This is a genomic window from Niastella sp. OAS944 (assembly GCA_024809215.1).
Classification (GTDB): Bacteria; Bacteroidota; Bacteroidia; order Chitinophagales; family Chitinophagaceae; genus Niastella.
In genome coordinates this window covers 394851-410895 of the sequence record JANUBW010000009.1, presented here as the reverse complement: position 1 = coordinate 410895, position 16045 = coordinate 394851, and the positions used below count along the sequence as shown (strand labels likewise).

The window sequence follows — 16045 nt, the reverse complement described above, 5'->3', positions numbered from 1 at the left end:
CCGGATTCGGTCAATTTTATTCGACTTGTGGGTAACTTCACAAACAAAATCCATATTTTTTTCAGCTATAGATCCTTCATTATTAGGTCTAAAACATTTTTGACCACAGCATTTTCTTCCGCTTTTCGCCAGTGCAAATACAATGGAACATCGAACGGTAGTTTTATAAACCGGATGCCCGGGTGGTTGGCGTAGGAATAGGAAAACGGAATGATGGAAACACCAAGTTCTTTTGCTACCAGCCCCATTATCACCGAACCGAAATCTGATTCGAACCGGATATTAGGCTCAATCCCGTACCTGGTAAAGATCTGTTGCAGTTTCAACTGGTATGCTTCTCCATCTGTTAACGTAGACAAAATAAAACGATCATCTTTCAACGCATCTGCGGTAATGTGCGCCTCCGTTACAACCGGATGCGATGATGGAACAACAAGCGCCAGGCTGTCGTGCCGTATTAATTTCGAGGTGAGTAATTCATCTTCATAATGCATTCTGCTATACGACAGGTCAAGCTCATATGCTTTCAGCATCTCTACTTCCTGGCTCTGTTTTATCTGAATCAATTCAACCCTTACATCGGGAAATACCGTCGAGATCTTACTTACCAGTTCGGGCAGCATATCGTAACTAATGGACCCGGGATGGTTAATGATGATGCTTCCGCCCTCGCCCTGATGAATTTTACGCGCATACAACGCTGCCGCATTTATTTGCTCAAACAAAGGTTTCCATTGCTGTTGAAGAAATTTTCCGGCCGCACTCAATTCTACTTTTCTGTTGCTCCTTATAAAAAGCTGCACCTGTAGTTCATCTTCCAAAGCTTTTATCTGGCGACTAAGCACCGACTGGGTAGTATTTACCTTGTAAGAAGTGCGCCAGTAATGCAACTCCTCTGACAATTGTAAAAAATACGCTATTTGTTGCGTTGTCATCGTTACAATTAATGCATTTTATGCATCATTCGGGCCAAAATTAGCATTTTTGAACATCAAACTGCATCATAGTTTTGTGGCATGGAGAAGAAGAATGTATTAATGGGCCTGCTGATACTTGGCACCGCTTTTTGGGGAATATCTTTTCCCGTTACCAAGATGGCCGTGAACGGTGTATCACAATCTACTTTTTTATTTTACCGGTTCTCCCTGGCAACGCTGATATTGGCGATCGTTTTTTTTAAACGTTTAAAGAAAACGACAAGGAAAGAGTTTGTGGGCGGCGTGCTGTTGTCGCTTCCAATTACATTGGCCATTTATTTAACTACCCTGGGGCTAAAATATACGCCTGCTTCGCAATGCGCGTTTGTTGCAGGTATAAGTGTGGTAGTGGTGCCTATTATAAAATTGGTGATCTATAAAACTACCGTCAGCCTCAAAATTTGGTGTGCCGCACTGATAGCCCTGTTAGGGTTGTTCATCATCTCTGTAAAAGACGGCTTCTCCATTGGCATAGGCGACCTTTACACCATTGTTGGGGCCATTGCGTTTGCGTGGTATTTAATAAGGGTAGAAAAATATTCGTCAACCAGTAATATAATTCCCACTATTGTTCCCATGTTCCTTACCTCAACGGTTATCATGCTTTGCATAGCTGCATTAGATCCTACTGCTACCTGGTTACCAAAGGAGTCCCAGTTTTGGCCCGGAATAATATACTGTGCTTTGTTTTCCACTGCATTCATGTATACAGTGTCTAATATTTCACAACGATATATTTCAGCAGAAAAAGTATCGATCATATATTTATTTGAGCCGGTGATTGCCGCAATAGCCGCCTTCTTTATGTTAAACGAAATGCTTGGCTGGCGGCTTTTAGTGGGCGGGTTGTTCATTTTTGCGGGCACCATTATCTCTGAGCTCAAATTCAGAAAGAGAGTGCGCAAGGAGCTTTCCTTAAAATAATGTACTTTTGCCCCGCGTGACTAAGTTTGGTTTATATATAGTCATTATAGCAATTGCCTTCAACAACCTGCAATTGGCGCAGTTAACCAAACTGCCTGTACTTCTTGAGCACTTTAAGGAACATCGCCAGCGCGATGCAAACGTTACGGTGATGGAGTTTTTGGCTATGCATTATTGGGGGCAGGACATCAACGACAATGACGATAGCCGCGACAAACAACTGCCGTTTAAAGATCAAACCGTTATTCATTTTTCCTCTTATTATATTTCCTTTCACCACATAGAAGCTCCAGCCCCGGTGGCAGTTTTTATACATGCAAAATCTCCCTCACTTCAGGTTTACTATCCTGATACCGTTCCGGGCGCATTGTTCAGACCTCCCCAAGCTTAATCTTCTTTTAATCTTCACCGTTTCTTTATTGAATGTTACATCGATTGCGTGATGTAGTTATACGCAGTGTTCGTCCATTCATACTATTCCTTCATATTAACCAATAAAGGTTTGCACATGTTGTTTAGGCCAAGCCTATGCATAATGCAACCTGTTTGTAAATCTTATGCTGAACAAAATAATCAGCTTCTCTGTACGTAATAAACTCATTATCGGTTTATTTGTAATAGCCCTCACCATTTGGGGCTGTTTCGAAGTAACCCGTTTACCCATTGATGCGGTACCCGATATTACCGATAACCAGGTGCAGGTGCTCACCGTTTCTCCCTCGCTTGGTGCGCCGGATGTTGAACGCCTCATCACCTTCCCTATTGAACAGAGCTGCAGCAATATCTCCGGTTTAAAACAGATAAGAAGTTTTTCCCGGTTCGGACTGTCGTTGGTAACCATCGTATTCACCGATGAAACTGATCTTTACTGGGCCCGCCAACAAGTGGCAGAAAGGCTACAACAGGTACAACGCGATATACCCGAAGGTATTGGAGCGCCCGAACTGGCTCCGGTATCAACAGGTTTGGGCGAGATATTCCAGTACGTGATCCGCCCCGAAAAAGGGTACGAACAGAAGTATGACGCCATGGAATTAAGGACACTGCAAGACTGGGTGGTAAGAAGACAACTAATGGGTACCCCCGGTGTTGCCGAAGTATCGAGTTTTGGCGGTAATCTTAAACAATATGAAATAGGGGTAAGACCCGAAAAATTAAAAGCCTATAGCATTTCCATTGGCGATGTATTTACTGCACTTGAAAAAAACAATCAGAATACCGGTGGCGCCTATATAGAAAAAGGCCCAACAGTATTATATATCAGAAGCGAAGGCCTTACTACCTCGCTGGAAGATATTGGTAAGATAGTGGTAAAAACGGTGGGCAATGGCATGCCACTGCTTATTCGCGATGTTGCCGAAGTTCGTTATGGTTCAGCCATTCGCTACGGCGCTATGACCTATAACGATAAGGGTGAGGTGGCCGGAGCAGTAGTGCTAATGCTGAAAGGTGAGAACTCAAGTGTAGTAGTGGCGCGGGTAAAAGAAAAGATCGCTGAAATACAAAAAGCATTACCCAAAGGCGTTGTAATAGAACCATTTCTCGATCGTACCAAAATGGTGAACAACGCCATTGAAACCGTAGAGCACAACCTGATGGAAGGTGCGCTTATAGTTGTATTGGTGCTTGTATTTTTCCTTGGCAACCTGCGGGCGGGTTTGATTGTATCATCAGTTATTCCCTTATCCATGCTGTTTGCCATTATACTTATGAACCAGTTTGGTGTAGGCGGCAACATTATGAGTTTGGGCGCTATAGATTTTGGTCTTATCGTGGACGGTTCCGTAATTGTTGTAGAAGCCATCCTGCACCGTTTCTCCCATTCAAAAAAGTTCAGATCACTGGCAAGCATCAACAGCCAACAAATGGATGAGGAAGTTACCCATGCTACCGGTAACACCATTAATTCCGCCGTGTTCAGCCAGATCATCATCCTCATTGTTTACCTGCCCATTCTTTCACTGCAAGGTATAGAAGGAAAGATGTTCAAACCAATGGCACTTACTATTGCCTTTGCCATTTTAGGTGCATTCCTGCTTTCCATTACCTATGTGCCAATGATGAATGCATTGTTACTGAATAAGAAACTGCGCCATAAACCTACCCTGGCCGATAAAATGACCGTGTGGCTGGAACGAAAATATCAGCCTGCGCTTGGCCGTGTGCTTTATCTCCCCAAAACGGTGATCGCAATAACTATCGGGTTGTTTATGATAGCAGTTCTCATCTTATCGAAAATGGGCGGAGAATTTATTCCAACTATTGAAGAAGGTGATTTTGCGGTAGAAACAAGGTTATTAACGGGAAGTAACTTAAAAAACACGATCAAGTTCACACAACAGGCTTCCAAAATACTCCTCGACAGTTTTCCTGAAGTAGAAAAAGTAGTTACTAAAATAGGCAGTGCCGAAATTCCAACCGATCCCATGCCATTTGAAGCCGGTGATATGATGGTTATTTTAAAAAAGAAAGACGAGTGGACCTCAGCAAAAAGCTTCCCAGAACTTTCTGAAAAAATGACTGAAAAACTAGGCGCCGTACCAGGCATTACCGTTGGCTTTCAGTTCCCCGTGCAAATGCGTTTTAACGAATTAATGACCGGCGCCCGGCAGGATGTGGTGTGTAAAATATTTGGTGAGAACCTCGATTCGCTGGCTGCCTATGCAGCCCGGCTGCACAACATCATCAATACCGTTCCCGGCGCTATAGATGTGTATGAAGAAACAGTGACCGGCATGCCGCAGATCGTTATCAAATACAACCGCGATGCTATTTCACGCTACGGACTAAACGTAGAAGAGATCAACCGCATCATCAATGCGGCGTTTGCGGGGCAAAGCGCCGGCCAGGTATTTGAAGGTGAAAGAAAATTCGACCTGGTAGTGCGTGTAAGCGATGAAGGCCGAAAAACAATTGAAGATGTACAAAACATGCTGGTGCCTACACCAGCCGGAACACAAATACCGGTTTCACAGCTGGCAGACATAAGCGAGGTAACCGGGGTAAATCAAATACAACGCGAAAACACCCGCCGGCGAATTGTTATTGGCTTCAATGTAAATGGCCGCGACGTACAATCTATCGTTACCGAGTTGCAACAAAAAGTGGCCGCCCAGCTGAATCTGCCGCCCGACTATACACTTGTGTATGGTGGTTCATTTGAAAACATGAATGCCGCTAAAGCCCGGTTGGCGATCGTTGTTCCCATTGCATTACTTATGATATTTCTGTTGCTATACTTTGCGTTCAACTCAGTGAAGCAGGGTTTATTGATCTATACGGCCATTCCGCTTTCGGCCATGGGCGGCATTTTCGCCCTATGGATCAGGGATATGCCATTCAGTATTTCTGCCGGCGTAGGATTTATTGCCTTATTTGGCGTGGCTGTTTTAAATGGCATTTTGCTGGTATCGGAATTTAACCGGCTGAAGAAAGAGGGCTGGCACGACATTAAACGAATTGTTGTGCACGCTACAAAATCAAAACTACGGGCATTGCTAATGACAGCCCTGGTGCCATCACTGGGTTTTATTCCCATGGCTATAAGCACCGGCGCAGGCGGCGCCGTACAAAAACCATTAGCCACTGTGGTTATAGGCGGATTGATCGTTTCTACATTACTTACCTTATTTGTATTACCCGTGTTATACATCATTTTTGAAAAAGGTTTTACCTATTTTAAACCAGGCAAAAAAACAGCTGTAGCAGCAATGCTTTTGCTTGTATCCGGTACCGCTTCGGTAGCGCAGCGCCCGGCAACTTTGCAGGAATTTTTACAATTGGCCGGCCAACAGAACTTGCAGCTGCGTGCATCGGAGATGAATGAGAACTATTACTCCGCTTTGATCAAATCATCCTATGACCTTCCTGCAACAGGTTTTAACTATGAACATGGGAAACTGAACAGTACTTATATTGATAACCGTTTTACGGTTAATCAATCTGTTCAGTTCCCCTCTGTTTACAAAAATCAAAAGCGCGTTAATGCCGCCAATTTTGATATTAGTAAAAGCCAGACCGCGGTTACCAAACTGCACATTCAAACCGAAATAAAACGTTTGTTCTATGCACTGCTGGTTATGAAACAGCGGCAGCAGGCGCTGCTACAGGCAGATAGTATATACGAAGCAGCCTTACAAAAAGCCAGTAACAGGTTGCGACTGGGACAAACTGATGCCCTGGAAACAGCCACCACACAAAACCAGCGACTTCAGATCGGGTCACAATTACAAATGCTACAAAGAGATGAGCAAATTTATTTAGAACGGCTTCGATATCTTACCAACACAAAGGAACTGCTGGTACCTAAAGCCGATAGTATGCAATACCAGCTCCGCACAGACCTGTATGTTTACGACTCTATACCTGGCGCCAATCCATCGCTGCAAATACAGAATGCTATCATCACGCAAAAGAAAGCCACGTTGCAATTGGAGAAAAGCCGCTTACTGCCTTCTTTAGGCCTCGGTTATGCCAATGCATCGTTTTCAGGTTGGCAAACCACCGCTTCGGGCGACAAATACTTTACGCGTAGCGACAGGTTTCAGTCGGGCATGATCGGAATTGAATTACCTATATTCCGTGGGTCGCAACAGGCGCGCATCAAGGCCTCCCGCCTCTCCATCACCCAGCAGGAGCTGGAAAAGGAAGCAGTTGGCAAAGGACTGGGTACGGCATTGAGCAATGCTCAAAAAACATATCTGTACAATCAGAAGTTAATTGGCGACTATCACCAAACCCTTCTTCCCAATGCAGCAACCATTATGCAAACCGCCAACAACAAACTACAAAGCGGCGATATCAATTACCTGGAATGGGTACTACTGATAAATCAGGCCATTGAAACCAAAAGTCAATATTATTCAATCATCGATCAATACAATGAATCTGCCATCGAGATCGAAAACCTTACCGGCACAATTTATTAGGAGGAATATAAAAGCGATTTAACAATGAAGAACATACTTATCATCATAACATCACTGTCATTTTTTTATGCAGCCTGCAGTTCTCAGGGTCAGGAGACAAAAAAGAATGAACCCAAAAGTGAGGCCGCTGCTACTGAACCGCAACCGACTACAGAGGTAATTGAAATAACCGAACAACAATACAAAGCCGCGGGCATTACCGTTGGCGATGTTAGCAATGGATCGGTAAATGAATTACTAAAAGTGAATGGCACCATCGAAGCACCGCCGGAAAACCTGCATACCATCAGTTTCCCCCTGGGCGGTTACTTAAAAAGAACATCGCTGGTACATGGGCAACATGTTACTAAAGGAAGCGTACTGGCAACAGTGGAAGATGCGTCTTTTATTCAATTACAGCAGGACTATCTGTTAAGTAAAAGCAAGCTGGCATTTCTGCAATCAGATTACGAACGGCAACAGGAGTTGAGCAAAACCCAATCGAGCAGTATACGTACTTTTCAGCAGGCAAAAGCCGATTTGGAAACCCAGCAGGTTACCACAACCGCATTGGCAGAAAAACTCAGGCTTATAAACATAAATCCCGAAACGCTTACAGCCCAAAGCTTAACAAGAACCATTAATATCTATTCGCCGGTGAATGGTTATATAAGCCGGGTGAATGTTAACCCCGGCAAATATGTAGCCCCTACCGATGTGCTGTTCGAGATCATCGATCCATCGAAACCACATATATCTTTAACCGTATTTGAGGGCAATGCGGCATCACTTAAGATCGGTCAAAAAATAAGCTATGTCAGTAACCAGGGACAAACCAAAAAGGGAACGGCAACAATAGAATACATTGCACCGGCCTTTAATGAAACCCGGGCTATTGAAGTACATTGTCATATGGACCCCGCCTCGCCCCGCCTGCTGCCCGGTTCATTTATTACCGCTGAGATCAATGTAGCCAATCAATATGGCAAAACGGTACCAAACGAGGCCGTTGTTTCGTGGCAGAACAAACAATACGTTTTTATACAGGAAGCTCCGCTTAAGTTTAGCTTACTACCAGTAACTGTAGGTGGTGCGTCGAAAGGGTCCACAGCCATTACTTCTGAATTGCCTGCAAGCAAGAAAATGGTAATGTCGAACGCTTATACCCTGCTCACCATGTTGAAGAATACACCGGAGGAATAAAAACAACATATCAAAAGGTGGGTCGCCAATGCAGGGCGACTCATCTTCTAATTGGCCCCGCAACAAGCTTCAACCATTTCCGTTGCGATCTTTTTAAGGCCGCCCAGGTCATTGGCCTTTACAATATATTTTAAGGCGCCGGTTTGAAGACATTTATTCTGATAAAGGGAAGAATTGGAAGTGCTCCACACAATTTTGGGCACATTTCGTAAATGCGGCATATGCGCCAGTTTTTGCAGCACCTCAAGACCATTTACAATCGGCATATTATAGTCGAGGATAATAAGACAGGGAATTTCATCATCCTTTTTGAACAAATACTCCATTACCTGCATGCCATTGTTGAAGCGTTTTACAAGGATGGCAGGTTCGAGTTTATTGATCTCTTCGGTTAAAAGTTCCTGATCATCCACATCGTCATCAACCAGTAAAATTATCGCCTGATCTTTACACATAATTGATTAGTACTTTAAAAACCCTGTATTTTACTGCGCAAAAGTAGTAGAAATATTCAAAGAGAAATTATCCTGATGAAATGTATTTTTTAATTGTAACAAATCTTTTTAAAAAGCCGTCAACGCAATCAACGCATAAACATTGAGATAGGGCGGTCATGAGGTTTTAACCGTTAACAATACCTTTATTGCATGCATATGCTCTATCAGGGTCCGTTGCTCATCCCTTGAGAGATTGGTTATCAGCGCTTCTATCTGTTGGTCACTTGCCGCATTCAGCTTGCTAAATAATGTTTCTCCTTTAGCTGTCAATGACACCAGGGCTACACGGGCATCTTCATCCGACACCTGTTTTGAGATCAGCCCATTTTTCTCAAGCTGTTTCAGCACCCTGCTCAGGTACCCTTTGTCGATACCCATTTCCGACATTATCTGAGAAGCGCTCACAGGTTGATGCGTATTGATCTCATAAAGAATGCGCACTTCTGCCAGTGAATATTCACTATCGAGCAAATGATCGTTCAGTAAACCGATTAAACCGGTATAATAGCGATTAAAGGCCCTTATTTCTTCTATAGTGCGTTGTTTGCTCTTCATAGAGGTAAACATTAGAGTGATTTAGTAAGGTCGTAACGTCGTTCTACAATAGGTTTACCAAAGCTGTTTGATGGTTTTTCTTCGTTTAAAAGAAACCCGAACCGGCTATATAAAGCAATAGCCGCATGTTGCTCGTTGGTAGTCCACAAATAAGCGTGTGAAAAACCTTTTTCCTGCATAAATTGCACAAACTCCTGCATAAGATACTTGCCCAGGCCTATTCCCCGGTATTCGGGAAGAAAGATAAAGTATCGCAATTGAACCTGATCTCCTCTATGCTGGGCCACCAGGCAGCCAATGATCTTGCCCTTATGTTCGCAGATCCAAATTTTATCCCTGGAATCATCGTACTCCCGGGCAAAATCTTTCAGGCCATCCAATACATAGGTTTCAAAGAGGAGACCGTAACCACATTCCTTAGAATAAAGGTCACCATGTAAATAAGCTATATATCCAAGATCGCCTGGTAATAAGGTATTTCTGATCTGAATGTCAGATAAGAGTATTGTTGCCATGATGTTCAAATTAGTTGACTTTTTCAACCATTCAAACAAAAATAAATAAAAAAAGGTTGACAAAATCAACCTTTCTGCAAAATTAATTTAATCGTATTTAATGAGGCGATACGGCTTTTAACCCAATTATGGAACCAATAAGCGTGGCTATAAAAAAAACACGCAATAGTGTGGCGGGCTCCTGAAACACAACAATTCCAAGCAGCACGGTACCCATAGCGCCAATTCCCGTCCATACCGCATAGGCAGTGCCGAGCGGCAATGTTTCGGTGGCTTTCATAAGCATATAAATACTTGTTATAAGGCAAATTACAAAGATGCTATACCATAAATAGGCAGTATTGCCGGTTGATGCTTTTGCCTTCCCTAAACTGAATGTAAAACCTACCTCGAATAACCCGCCAATTATTAAAATGATCCAGTTCATCTTCTTTTTAATTTTCGGCAAAATTATACCAGGCAGTAATGGGTGCACTTTACAAATGTTAAATAATTATCCTTTTTCAGCTCTTATGCGGCTAAGGCTAACCGCTGAGATGCCCAAATAGGAGGCAATATACCCAAGTGGAACCCGTTGAAGCAAGGTTGGGTTTTCCTGTATAAGTTCTTTATATCGTTCGCTGGCGCTGCCAATTTGAAGTTTGATGAGCCTGTTTTCGGTTTTTATGATCTCCTTTTCGGCGAATTTACGGCCCCAGTTTGCAATGCAAATATCCTGCTGAAATAATGCCTGTAAACCTGCGGCGTTTATTTGATACAGTTCACAATCTTCCAGCAATTCTATATTCTCGTAACCTGGTTTCCCGTCAACATAACTGCGCATGGACACCATAGCATCGCCCTCCTGCCCAAACCAAAATGTTACATTTTGTTCACGCATTTCTGAAAATGCACGCGCAATTCCGGTTTTGATAAAGTATACGTAGTCTTCAATACGTCCGGCCCGAATTAACATATGGCACTTGGGATAGCGCCGTTCTTCTGCTATACTTTGTAATTTACCCAGCGCCTCGGGCGAAAGTGGATAGATATTGTCCAGTATATCTTTGATATCCATTACATCCAATTATTTTACTTCAACAAGGTAAAATAAAAAAACTGAGCGGGTGCTCAGTTTTTATTTTTAACATCAATACTTCCTGTCTTTTCGGTGTTTGAATACCTGTTTCGCCATTTTAGTGAACTGTCGTTCTTTTCGCCGCTTATCGGCTTCATTGGATTGATAATGGGATTGCTCGCGTAGTAACTTCAGGTAACTACGGTATACGATCTCGGGCAATGTACCATTGTTTACAGCTGCTATGATGGCGCAACCGGGTTCGTGCTGATGGGTACAATCACTAAACCGGCATTGCGGCGCTAATTCTTCTATAAGCGGATGAAAGTTTCCCTCACCCCCACCCTCTCCGGTAACACCAAACTCGCGCATTCCGGGCGCATCGATGATCATGCTGCCATTAGGCAACAGTACGAGATGCCGCGCGGTGGTAGTATGTTTGCCCTTGCTGTTGGCGCTGCTGGTGGCCCCTTCCTGTTGCAGCGTATAACCAAGCAGACTATTAAGCAGGGTGCTTTTACCTACTCCTGAAGAGCCTAACAGAATATAGGTATGCTGTGGCAGAAGGTATTGGCTGGTCCACTCAATTTGTTGCGTGGGGTCTATCGCGCTGGTGAGCACTACCGCACAATTATACCCCAACTCCAGTACCTGTTGCCGGTATGTTTCCGCATCAGCTACCAGGTCGGCCTTATTAAGAATAACGATGGGCTGTATATTACACTGCACAATTTGTTGCAGGTAGCGTTGCAGGCGCATAAGGTTAAAGTCGCGATCGAGACCCTGTACAATAAACGCCGCATCAATATTGGCAGCAAGTACCTGCCGGGTGTTTGTAGTACCCGGCGCCTTACGGCTAAGTTCGTTGATGCGTGGCAGTGTATCGATGATAATGCCTTCTTCTTCGTAGCATTTCACCAACACCCAATCGCCAACCTTGGGATAAGCTTCCGGTTCGCGGCTATTGATGAGGGCGCCCGCCACCTGGGCTTCTATAATTCCTGTTCCGGTGATCAATACATGTTTGAATCCCTGGATCGACAGTACCCGGGCTGCTTCCAGGTGCTGCAAAGCGTGTGTTTCGAAATGATGCATAAAATGATCATTCCATCCGTACGACTGTAATGTCGACATGATAATAATAATTCTTTCGGTAACAATAAATTAATTAGGACCTTTCAAACGCAGGTAACCTGTGAGTGTAAAAGCGTAATTGCTTTAGGGCCTGCGTCAGGCAGCAATGATCGGCAGAAGATAATATGATGATGGGCGTGTCATGAGGTACAAAGATAATAATTTTATTGAAACACCCGTATAGCGATTGTGATTGTAGTCACGAGTGCCAAAAGCTGTAGCAGCTATTTTTGAATGAAAATTATAATATGAAACAAAATATGATTTTGCTTCATGGCCTTTTTGGACAACTTAGCAATTGGGATAGTGTTGTTGAACAGTTTAGTTCCGTTTACAATGTATATGTTCCTTCTTTGCCAATATACGAAACACCCAAAACCGACCCGCTGTATTTTCTGGTAGAATATCTTGAAGAATATATAGCAGCCAATAATCTGAAAAACATTGTATTGATCGGTAATTCGCTGGGTGGCCACGTTGCTATTTTATATACCGCCCGTAATGGTCATAATGTCAAAAACCTGATCTTAACGGGTAGCTCCGGGCTTTATGAAAATACAAATATGGGCAGCTATCCTAAAAGAAGCACAACTGCATATATTAAAGAAAGAATTGAATATACATTTCACGACCCGGCTGTTGTAACCGAAACGCTGGTTTCACAGGTACTAAGTATTACAACCAATTCTCAAAAATGCCTGGGTGTTTTACGGGTTGCAAAATCAACCCAGCGCCATTACGTTGCAGATATTTTACCCAATATAACTGCACCCACCCTGTTAATTTGGGGAAAGGAAGACAGGATCACCCCTATTCATGTTGCCCACGAATTTGCCAGTATGATCCCTTATACTAAATTAGTGGTACTGAATGAATGCGGTCATGCGCCAATGATGGAAAAACCAACCGAGTTTAACATTGCATTACAACAATATTTAAACGAAAGTGTTGCTAACTAAACCGAGAATATAAATCAATATGTCATTACCATCGTATTATCAAAGACTGATAAAAAAGTATCCCCAGGTATCTGAGGTCGAGTGGCATTTGCTCGATCAGCTGGCTACTGTTCGGCATATTAGAAAAGGTGAGCATTTTTTGCGCGTTGGAAAAGTAGCGCGGTATGCAGCTTTTGTTTTATCGGGCCAGTTCAAATATAATTTTACCGGTGACGATGGAGGTGAGAAGATCCTGAAGTTTGGTTTTAGAGATGACTTTCTTACTAATTGCTTAAGTTTTAATAGTAATAAGCCTTCGTATCTTAACATCACGGCATTGGAAGATGCGGTAATTTTAAGATTTAATATTAATAAAGTACAGCCTTTGTACGACCTGCATAGCAGTATATTACATGTAAACCTGCAGGTATACCAGAATATTATGGAAGAGCAGGCAGAGCATCAGTATATATTATCACTTAAAAGCCCATTGGAGCGCTACCGCTTTCTGTTGCGTCACCGCCCGGCTATTATTCAAAAGATCTCATTGACCAATATAGCCAGGTATCTTTTTACCAGCAGGGAAGCATTGAGCCGCGCAAGAGTTATGGTCACAAAAAAACTGGGTGGACAAAATCCATACGGGCCTTCGATGTAACAGTACATCGGTTAAGTTTATACGCCCGGGGTATAGATCAGCTGCACCACGCCCGATTTAAATACTTTTGTTCCGGCCAATACCAGGTTCAATCTTGCAGAAATATCAAACAAAGGTTTGCCGGCACCCAGTGCGGTAGGATGAACAGAGATCATATATTCATCTACCAAACCGTTTTCTATAAACGTAGTGATCAGTTTGGCGCCCCCATAAAGCCAGATATCTTTTCCTGGCTGGTTCTTTATCTTTTTTACCTGCGCTACTACATCGGCGCTAATAAACGTAGCTTTATCATCTACCCTTGACTGGCTGGAGAAAACGAATTTTTGCTTAGACTGTATTGCTGAACTGAGTTGCTTTTCCATATCCGTTGCCGAGGGACCAGGCTGATAATTACCCCATAGATCATAACTCACGCGTCCATAGAAGATGGTATCAATAGATTCCAGGAACTTATCGAAATGCATATCCTCCTCCAGTATACACCAGTCTAACTCACCATTGGCGCCTTCAATAAAACCATCTAATGTAGTGGCTAAATTCAATATGATCTTTCTCATTTCGCAAAGGTACCATTATAAAGAAAGAACTTATTTCCCAATAATTTCTTTTCGATGTTGAATTCCCCAGACCGTTAGATCTTTAATTATTGTTTGCAAGGTTTTACCGTGTGCGGTGAGTTCATACTGCACGGTTACCGGCTGCGTGTCTAAAACGGTTCGTTTGATCAATTTGTTTGTCTCCAATTCCCTGAGTTCTTTGCTCAACATCTTATTAGAGATACCGACCACATCATTTAAAATGTCGGAAAATCTTCTTTTGTTGTAAAGACAAATAGATGAAATAATAGATATTTTCCACTTTCCACTCAGCACGTCCATTGAATCCTGGATAGCCTTCATTTCTTTTCTGTGCTCATCTTTATCAATTTTATTACACTCCATTTTGTTACTTGTTTGTTACCGGGTTACCTCTGGGTTACTGTTACTTTTTGTTACAAAGTTACCAAAATAGACCATGCCGATCTAACTTTGAGTTCAGGAATTAAATACAAGAAAAAATGAGCAAACTAAAGAACAAAGTAGCAATAGTTACAGGAGCATCAAAAGGGATAGGAGCATCTATCGCTAAATATTTTGCAGCAGAGGGCGCAAAAGTCGTTGTGAATTATGCATCAAGTAAAGAGGGTGCAGCGCAAGTGGTTAAAGCAATAACCGATAACGGCGGCACCGCCATTTCGGTGCATGGCGACGTGTCGAAAGAAGCCGATGTGATCAAACTGTTTGAAGAAACAAACAAAGCATTTGGCCCATTGGATATTTTGGTAAACAATGCGGGCATATATTTATATGAACCAATTGAACAGGTATCGCAGGAAACTTTTCATTCGCAATTCAACATTAACGTATTGGGTTCTTTGCTCACCATTCAGGCAGCCGTAAAACAATTTGGAGATAAGGGTGGAAACATTATCAATATCAGCTCTGCTGCAAGCAATATGCCTATGGCCACAGGGTCGGTGTATTCAGCAACAAAGGCTGCGTTGGATGCAATTACCATTTCTTTATCGAAAGAACTGGGAGCAAAAAAGATCCGCATCAACTCCATTCTGCCCGGTTCAACAGAAACTGAAGGCACACATACTTCAGGGGTTATGGGTAGCGATTTTGAAACAAAATTAGTGGCCAATACGCCACTTGGCCGTATGGGTCAGCCGGAAGATATTGCAAAAATAGCCGTGTTCCTTGCGTCCGATGATGCAGCATGGGTTACAGGTGAAAAGCTCTCCGTTTCGGGTGGCATTTACGGTTTTTAAACAACTATAATGTAATGAGGGACTGTTCGAAAAGCCCGGGCAGTCCCCTTTTTATTTGTTTTCTTAAATTACCCATAAGTTAGTACATTAACTGGCTATATGGTAATAAACAAACAACGCAAAAAGCTAATTCAATGGGAGGTTCTCATTCTGGCCGCTTTAGCTTTATTTACCGCCGCGCTGTTTGTATGGCTGGCCAGGGAAGTTGTTATTCAAAAAAAGGACCTGTTCGACACACTTGCTTTTAATTATCTCCATCGATGGACCTCGCCGGAAAATACTGCCATTGCATTGGTGGTCACACGGGGTGGTTCAGACGTATTTCTGATCGCTATATATTTATTGGTGCTTTTTTATTTTGTGAGGAACAATTACAAACGCCATACTATACAGTTAGTAATAATTGTTAGCGCCAGTTTTTTATTGAACTACTTATTAAAACAATTTTTTCAGCGGCCAAGGCCATCGCTCGTTCATTTAGATTATGTGATCAGCTATAGTTTTCCCAGCGGACATACCCAGGCAACCTTCACCCTTTGTGGCATACTTGCCTATATAATATGGAAAACCAAACGGTCTTTTATCACAAAGCTTGCTATTACTATTGCCTTGTTTTTTTATGCCTGCGTCATAGGCATTAGCAGGATCTACCTGCATGTTCATTACTTATCCGACGTGGTAGCAGGCGCCTGCGCTGCATTGAGCTGGTTATCGACTGCTGCTGTAATTATTAAGTTAGCAGATAAGCATTTCTCCGATGTGCCATAACCGAACAGCGGCCTGTATCAAAATTGAACGGCACTGCCCATTACCTGCATTTGTATGTATATTTCGTTATTTTTTCACCAGAATAACAATAAAACA

17 protein-coding genes are annotated in these 16045 nt (G+C 42.8%); 8 read left to right on the top strand and 9 right to left on the bottom strand.

Going from position 1 to position 16045, the window contains the following annotated elements:
- Positions 1–65: 65 nt before the first annotated feature.
- Entirely contained in the window at positions 66–935 is an 870-nt protein-coding gene (locus tag GGD38_RS29900) for a LysR substrate-binding domain-containing protein (protein WP_375302582.1), read from the bottom strand.
- Positions 936–1016: 81 nt separating this feature from the next.
- On the opposite strand from GGD38_RS29900, the gene GGD38_RS29895 reads away from it, so the two are divergent.
- The 4 genes from GGD38_RS29895 (at position 1017) to GGD38_RS29880 (ending at position 8011) form a co-directional block, all read left to right on the top strand.
- Positions 1017–1901: a DMT family transporter gene (locus tag GGD38_RS29895; RefSeq protein WP_375302583.1), complete on the top strand. Its 885-nt coding sequence runs from the start codon at positions 1017–1019 to the stop codon at positions 1899–1901.
- Between the two features lie 7 nt (positions 1902–1908).
- On the top strand, positions 1909–2292 hold the full coding sequence (locus tag GGD38_RS29890; RefSeq protein WP_375302584.1) for a hypothetical protein: 384 nt from the start codon (positions 1909–1911) through the stop codon (positions 2290–2292).
- 166 nt (positions 2293–2458) lie between these two features.
- Positions 2459–6829, top strand: a complete 4371-nt coding sequence (locus tag GGD38_RS29885; protein WP_375302585.1) for a CusA/CzcA family heavy metal efflux RND transporter — start codon at positions 2459–2461, stop codon at positions 6827–6829.
- Between the two features lie 24 nt (positions 6830–6853).
- On the top strand, positions 6854–8011 hold the full coding sequence (locus tag GGD38_RS29880; protein ID WP_375302586.1) for an efflux RND transporter periplasmic adaptor subunit: 1158 nt from the start codon (positions 6854–6856) through the stop codon (positions 8009–8011).
- A gap of 47 nt (positions 8012–8058) precedes the next feature.
- Here GGD38_RS29880 and GGD38_RS29875 read toward each other — a convergent pair whose 3' ends face one another.
- From GGD38_RS29875 to rsgA, 6 genes are all read right to left on the bottom strand, one after another.
- Entirely contained in the window at positions 8059–8466 is a 408-nt protein-coding gene (locus GGD38_RS29875; RefSeq protein WP_375302587.1) for a response regulator, read from the bottom strand.
- A 156-nt stretch (positions 8467–8622) separates the two neighbouring features.
- On the bottom strand, positions 8623–9063 hold the full coding sequence (locus tag GGD38_RS29870; RefSeq protein WP_375302588.1) for a MarR family winged helix-turn-helix transcriptional regulator: 441 nt from the start codon (positions 9061–9063) through the stop codon (positions 8623–8625).
- Between the two features lie 11 nt (positions 9064–9074).
- Positions 9075–9578, bottom strand: coding sequence for a GNAT family N-acetyltransferase (locus GGD38_RS29865; protein WP_375302589.1), 504 nt, complete (start codon positions 9576–9578; stop codon positions 9075–9077).
- A 97-nt stretch (positions 9579–9675) separates the two neighbouring features.
- Positions 9676–10005, bottom strand: coding sequence for a DMT family transporter (locus GGD38_RS29860; protein ID WP_375302590.1), 330 nt, complete (start codon positions 10003–10005; stop codon positions 9676–9678).
- A gap of 66 nt (positions 10006–10071) precedes the next feature.
- Entirely contained in the window at positions 10072–10635 is a 564-nt protein-coding gene (locus tag GGD38_RS29855; protein ID WP_375302591.1) for a Crp/Fnr family transcriptional regulator, read from the bottom strand.
- 72 nt (positions 10636–10707) lie between these two features.
- Positions 10708–11769, bottom strand: coding sequence for a ribosome small subunit-dependent GTPase A (gene rsgA, locus GGD38_RS29850; protein ID WP_375302592.1), 1062 nt, complete (start codon positions 11767–11769; stop codon positions 10708–10710).
- A gap of 248 nt (positions 11770–12017) precedes the next feature.
- On the opposite strand from rsgA, the gene GGD38_RS29845 reads away from it, so the two are divergent.
- Together GGD38_RS29845 and GGD38_RS29840 are read left to right on the top strand one after the other, a co-directional pair.
- Positions 12018–12728, top strand: coding sequence for an alpha/beta fold hydrolase (locus GGD38_RS29845; protein WP_375302593.1), 711 nt, complete (start codon positions 12018–12020; stop codon positions 12726–12728).
- A gap of 19 nt (positions 12729–12747) precedes the next feature.
- A complete protein-coding gene (locus GGD38_RS29840) occupies positions 12748–13365 on the top strand; it encodes a Crp/Fnr family transcriptional regulator (protein ID WP_375302594.1) in 618 nt (205 codons plus the stop codon).
- Between the two features lie 17 nt (positions 13366–13382).
- On the opposite strand, the gene GGD38_RS29835 is transcribed toward GGD38_RS29840, so the two are convergent.
- Positions 13383–13925 (bottom strand): dihydrofolate reductase family protein, encoded by a 543-nt coding sequence (locus tag GGD38_RS29835; protein WP_375302595.1) that lies wholly within the window; start codon positions 13923–13925, stop codon positions 13383–13385.
- 30 nt (positions 13926–13955) lie between these two features.
- Entirely contained in the window at positions 13956–14309 is a 354-nt protein-coding gene (locus tag GGD38_RS29830; RefSeq protein ID WP_375302596.1) for a winged helix-turn-helix transcriptional regulator, read from the bottom strand.
- 116 nt (positions 14310–14425) lie between these two features.
- Here GGD38_RS29830 and GGD38_RS29825 point away from each other — a divergent pair, with 116 nt between their 5' ends.
- Both GGD38_RS29825 and GGD38_RS29820 read left to right on the top strand, forming a co-directional pair.
- Positions 14426–15181: an SDR family NAD(P)-dependent oxidoreductase gene (locus tag GGD38_RS29825; RefSeq protein ID WP_375302597.1), complete on the top strand. Its 756-nt coding sequence runs from the start codon at positions 14426–14428 to the stop codon at positions 15179–15181.
- Between the two features lie 99 nt (positions 15182–15280).
- Entirely contained in the window at positions 15281–15949 is a 669-nt protein-coding gene (locus GGD38_RS29820; RefSeq protein WP_375302598.1) for a phosphatase PAP2 family protein, read from the top strand.
- Positions 15950–16045 lie beyond the last annotated feature (96 nt).

Coding starts and splice junctions, on each gene's coding strand:
- GGD38_RS29900 (WP_375302582.1), bottom strand. CDS start 935: ATGACAACGCAACAAATAGCGTATTTTTTACAATTGTCAGAGGAGTTG.
- GGD38_RS29895 (WP_375302583.1), top strand. CDS start 1,017: ATGGAGAAGAAGAATGTATTAATGGGCCTGCTGATACTTGGCACCGCT.
- GGD38_RS29885 (WP_375302585.1), top strand. CDS start 2,459: ATGCTGAACAAAATAATCAGCTTCTCTGTACGTAATAAACTCATTATC.
- GGD38_RS29880 (WP_375302586.1), top strand. CDS start 6,854: ATGAAGAACATACTTATCATCATAACATCACTGTCATTTTTTTATGCA.
- GGD38_RS29875 (WP_375302587.1), bottom strand. CDS start 8,466: ATGTGTAAAGATCAGGCGATAATTTTACTGGTTGATGACGATGTGGAT.
- GGD38_RS29870 (WP_375302588.1), bottom strand. CDS start 9,063: ATGAAGAGCAAACAACGCACTATAGAAGAAATAAGGGCCTTTAATCGC.
- GGD38_RS29865 (WP_375302589.1), bottom strand. CDS start 9,578: ATGGCAACAATACTCTTATCTGACATTCAGATCAGAAATACCTTATTA.
- GGD38_RS29860 (WP_375302590.1), bottom strand. CDS start 10,005: ATGAACTGGATCATTTTAATAATTGGCGGGTTATTCGAGGTAGGTTTT.
- GGD38_RS29855 (WP_375302591.1), bottom strand. CDS start 10,635: ATGGATATCAAAGATATACTGGACAATATCTATCCACTTTCGCCCGAG.
- rsgA (WP_375302592.1), bottom strand. CDS start 11,769: ATGTCGACATTACAGTCGTACGGATGGAATGATCATTTTATGCATCAT.
- GGD38_RS29845 (WP_375302593.1), top strand. CDS start 12,018: ATGAAACAAAATATGATTTTGCTTCATGGCCTTTTTGGACAACTTAGC.
- GGD38_RS29840 (WP_375302594.1), top strand. CDS start 12,748: ATGTCATTACCATCGTATTATCAAAGACTGATAAAAAAGTATCCCCAG.
- GGD38_RS29835 (WP_375302595.1), bottom strand. CDS start 13,925: ATGAGAAAGATCATATTGAATTTAGCCACTACATTAGATGGTTTTATT.
- GGD38_RS29830 (WP_375302596.1), bottom strand. CDS start 14,309: ATGGAGTGTAATAAAATTGATAAAGATGAGCACAGAAAAGAAATGAAG.
- GGD38_RS29825 (WP_375302597.1), top strand. CDS start 14,426: ATGAGCAAACTAAAGAACAAAGTAGCAATAGTTACAGGAGCATCAAAA.
- GGD38_RS29820 (WP_375302598.1), top strand. CDS start 15,281: ATGGTAATAAACAAACAACGCAAAAAGCTAATTCAATGGGAGGTTCTC.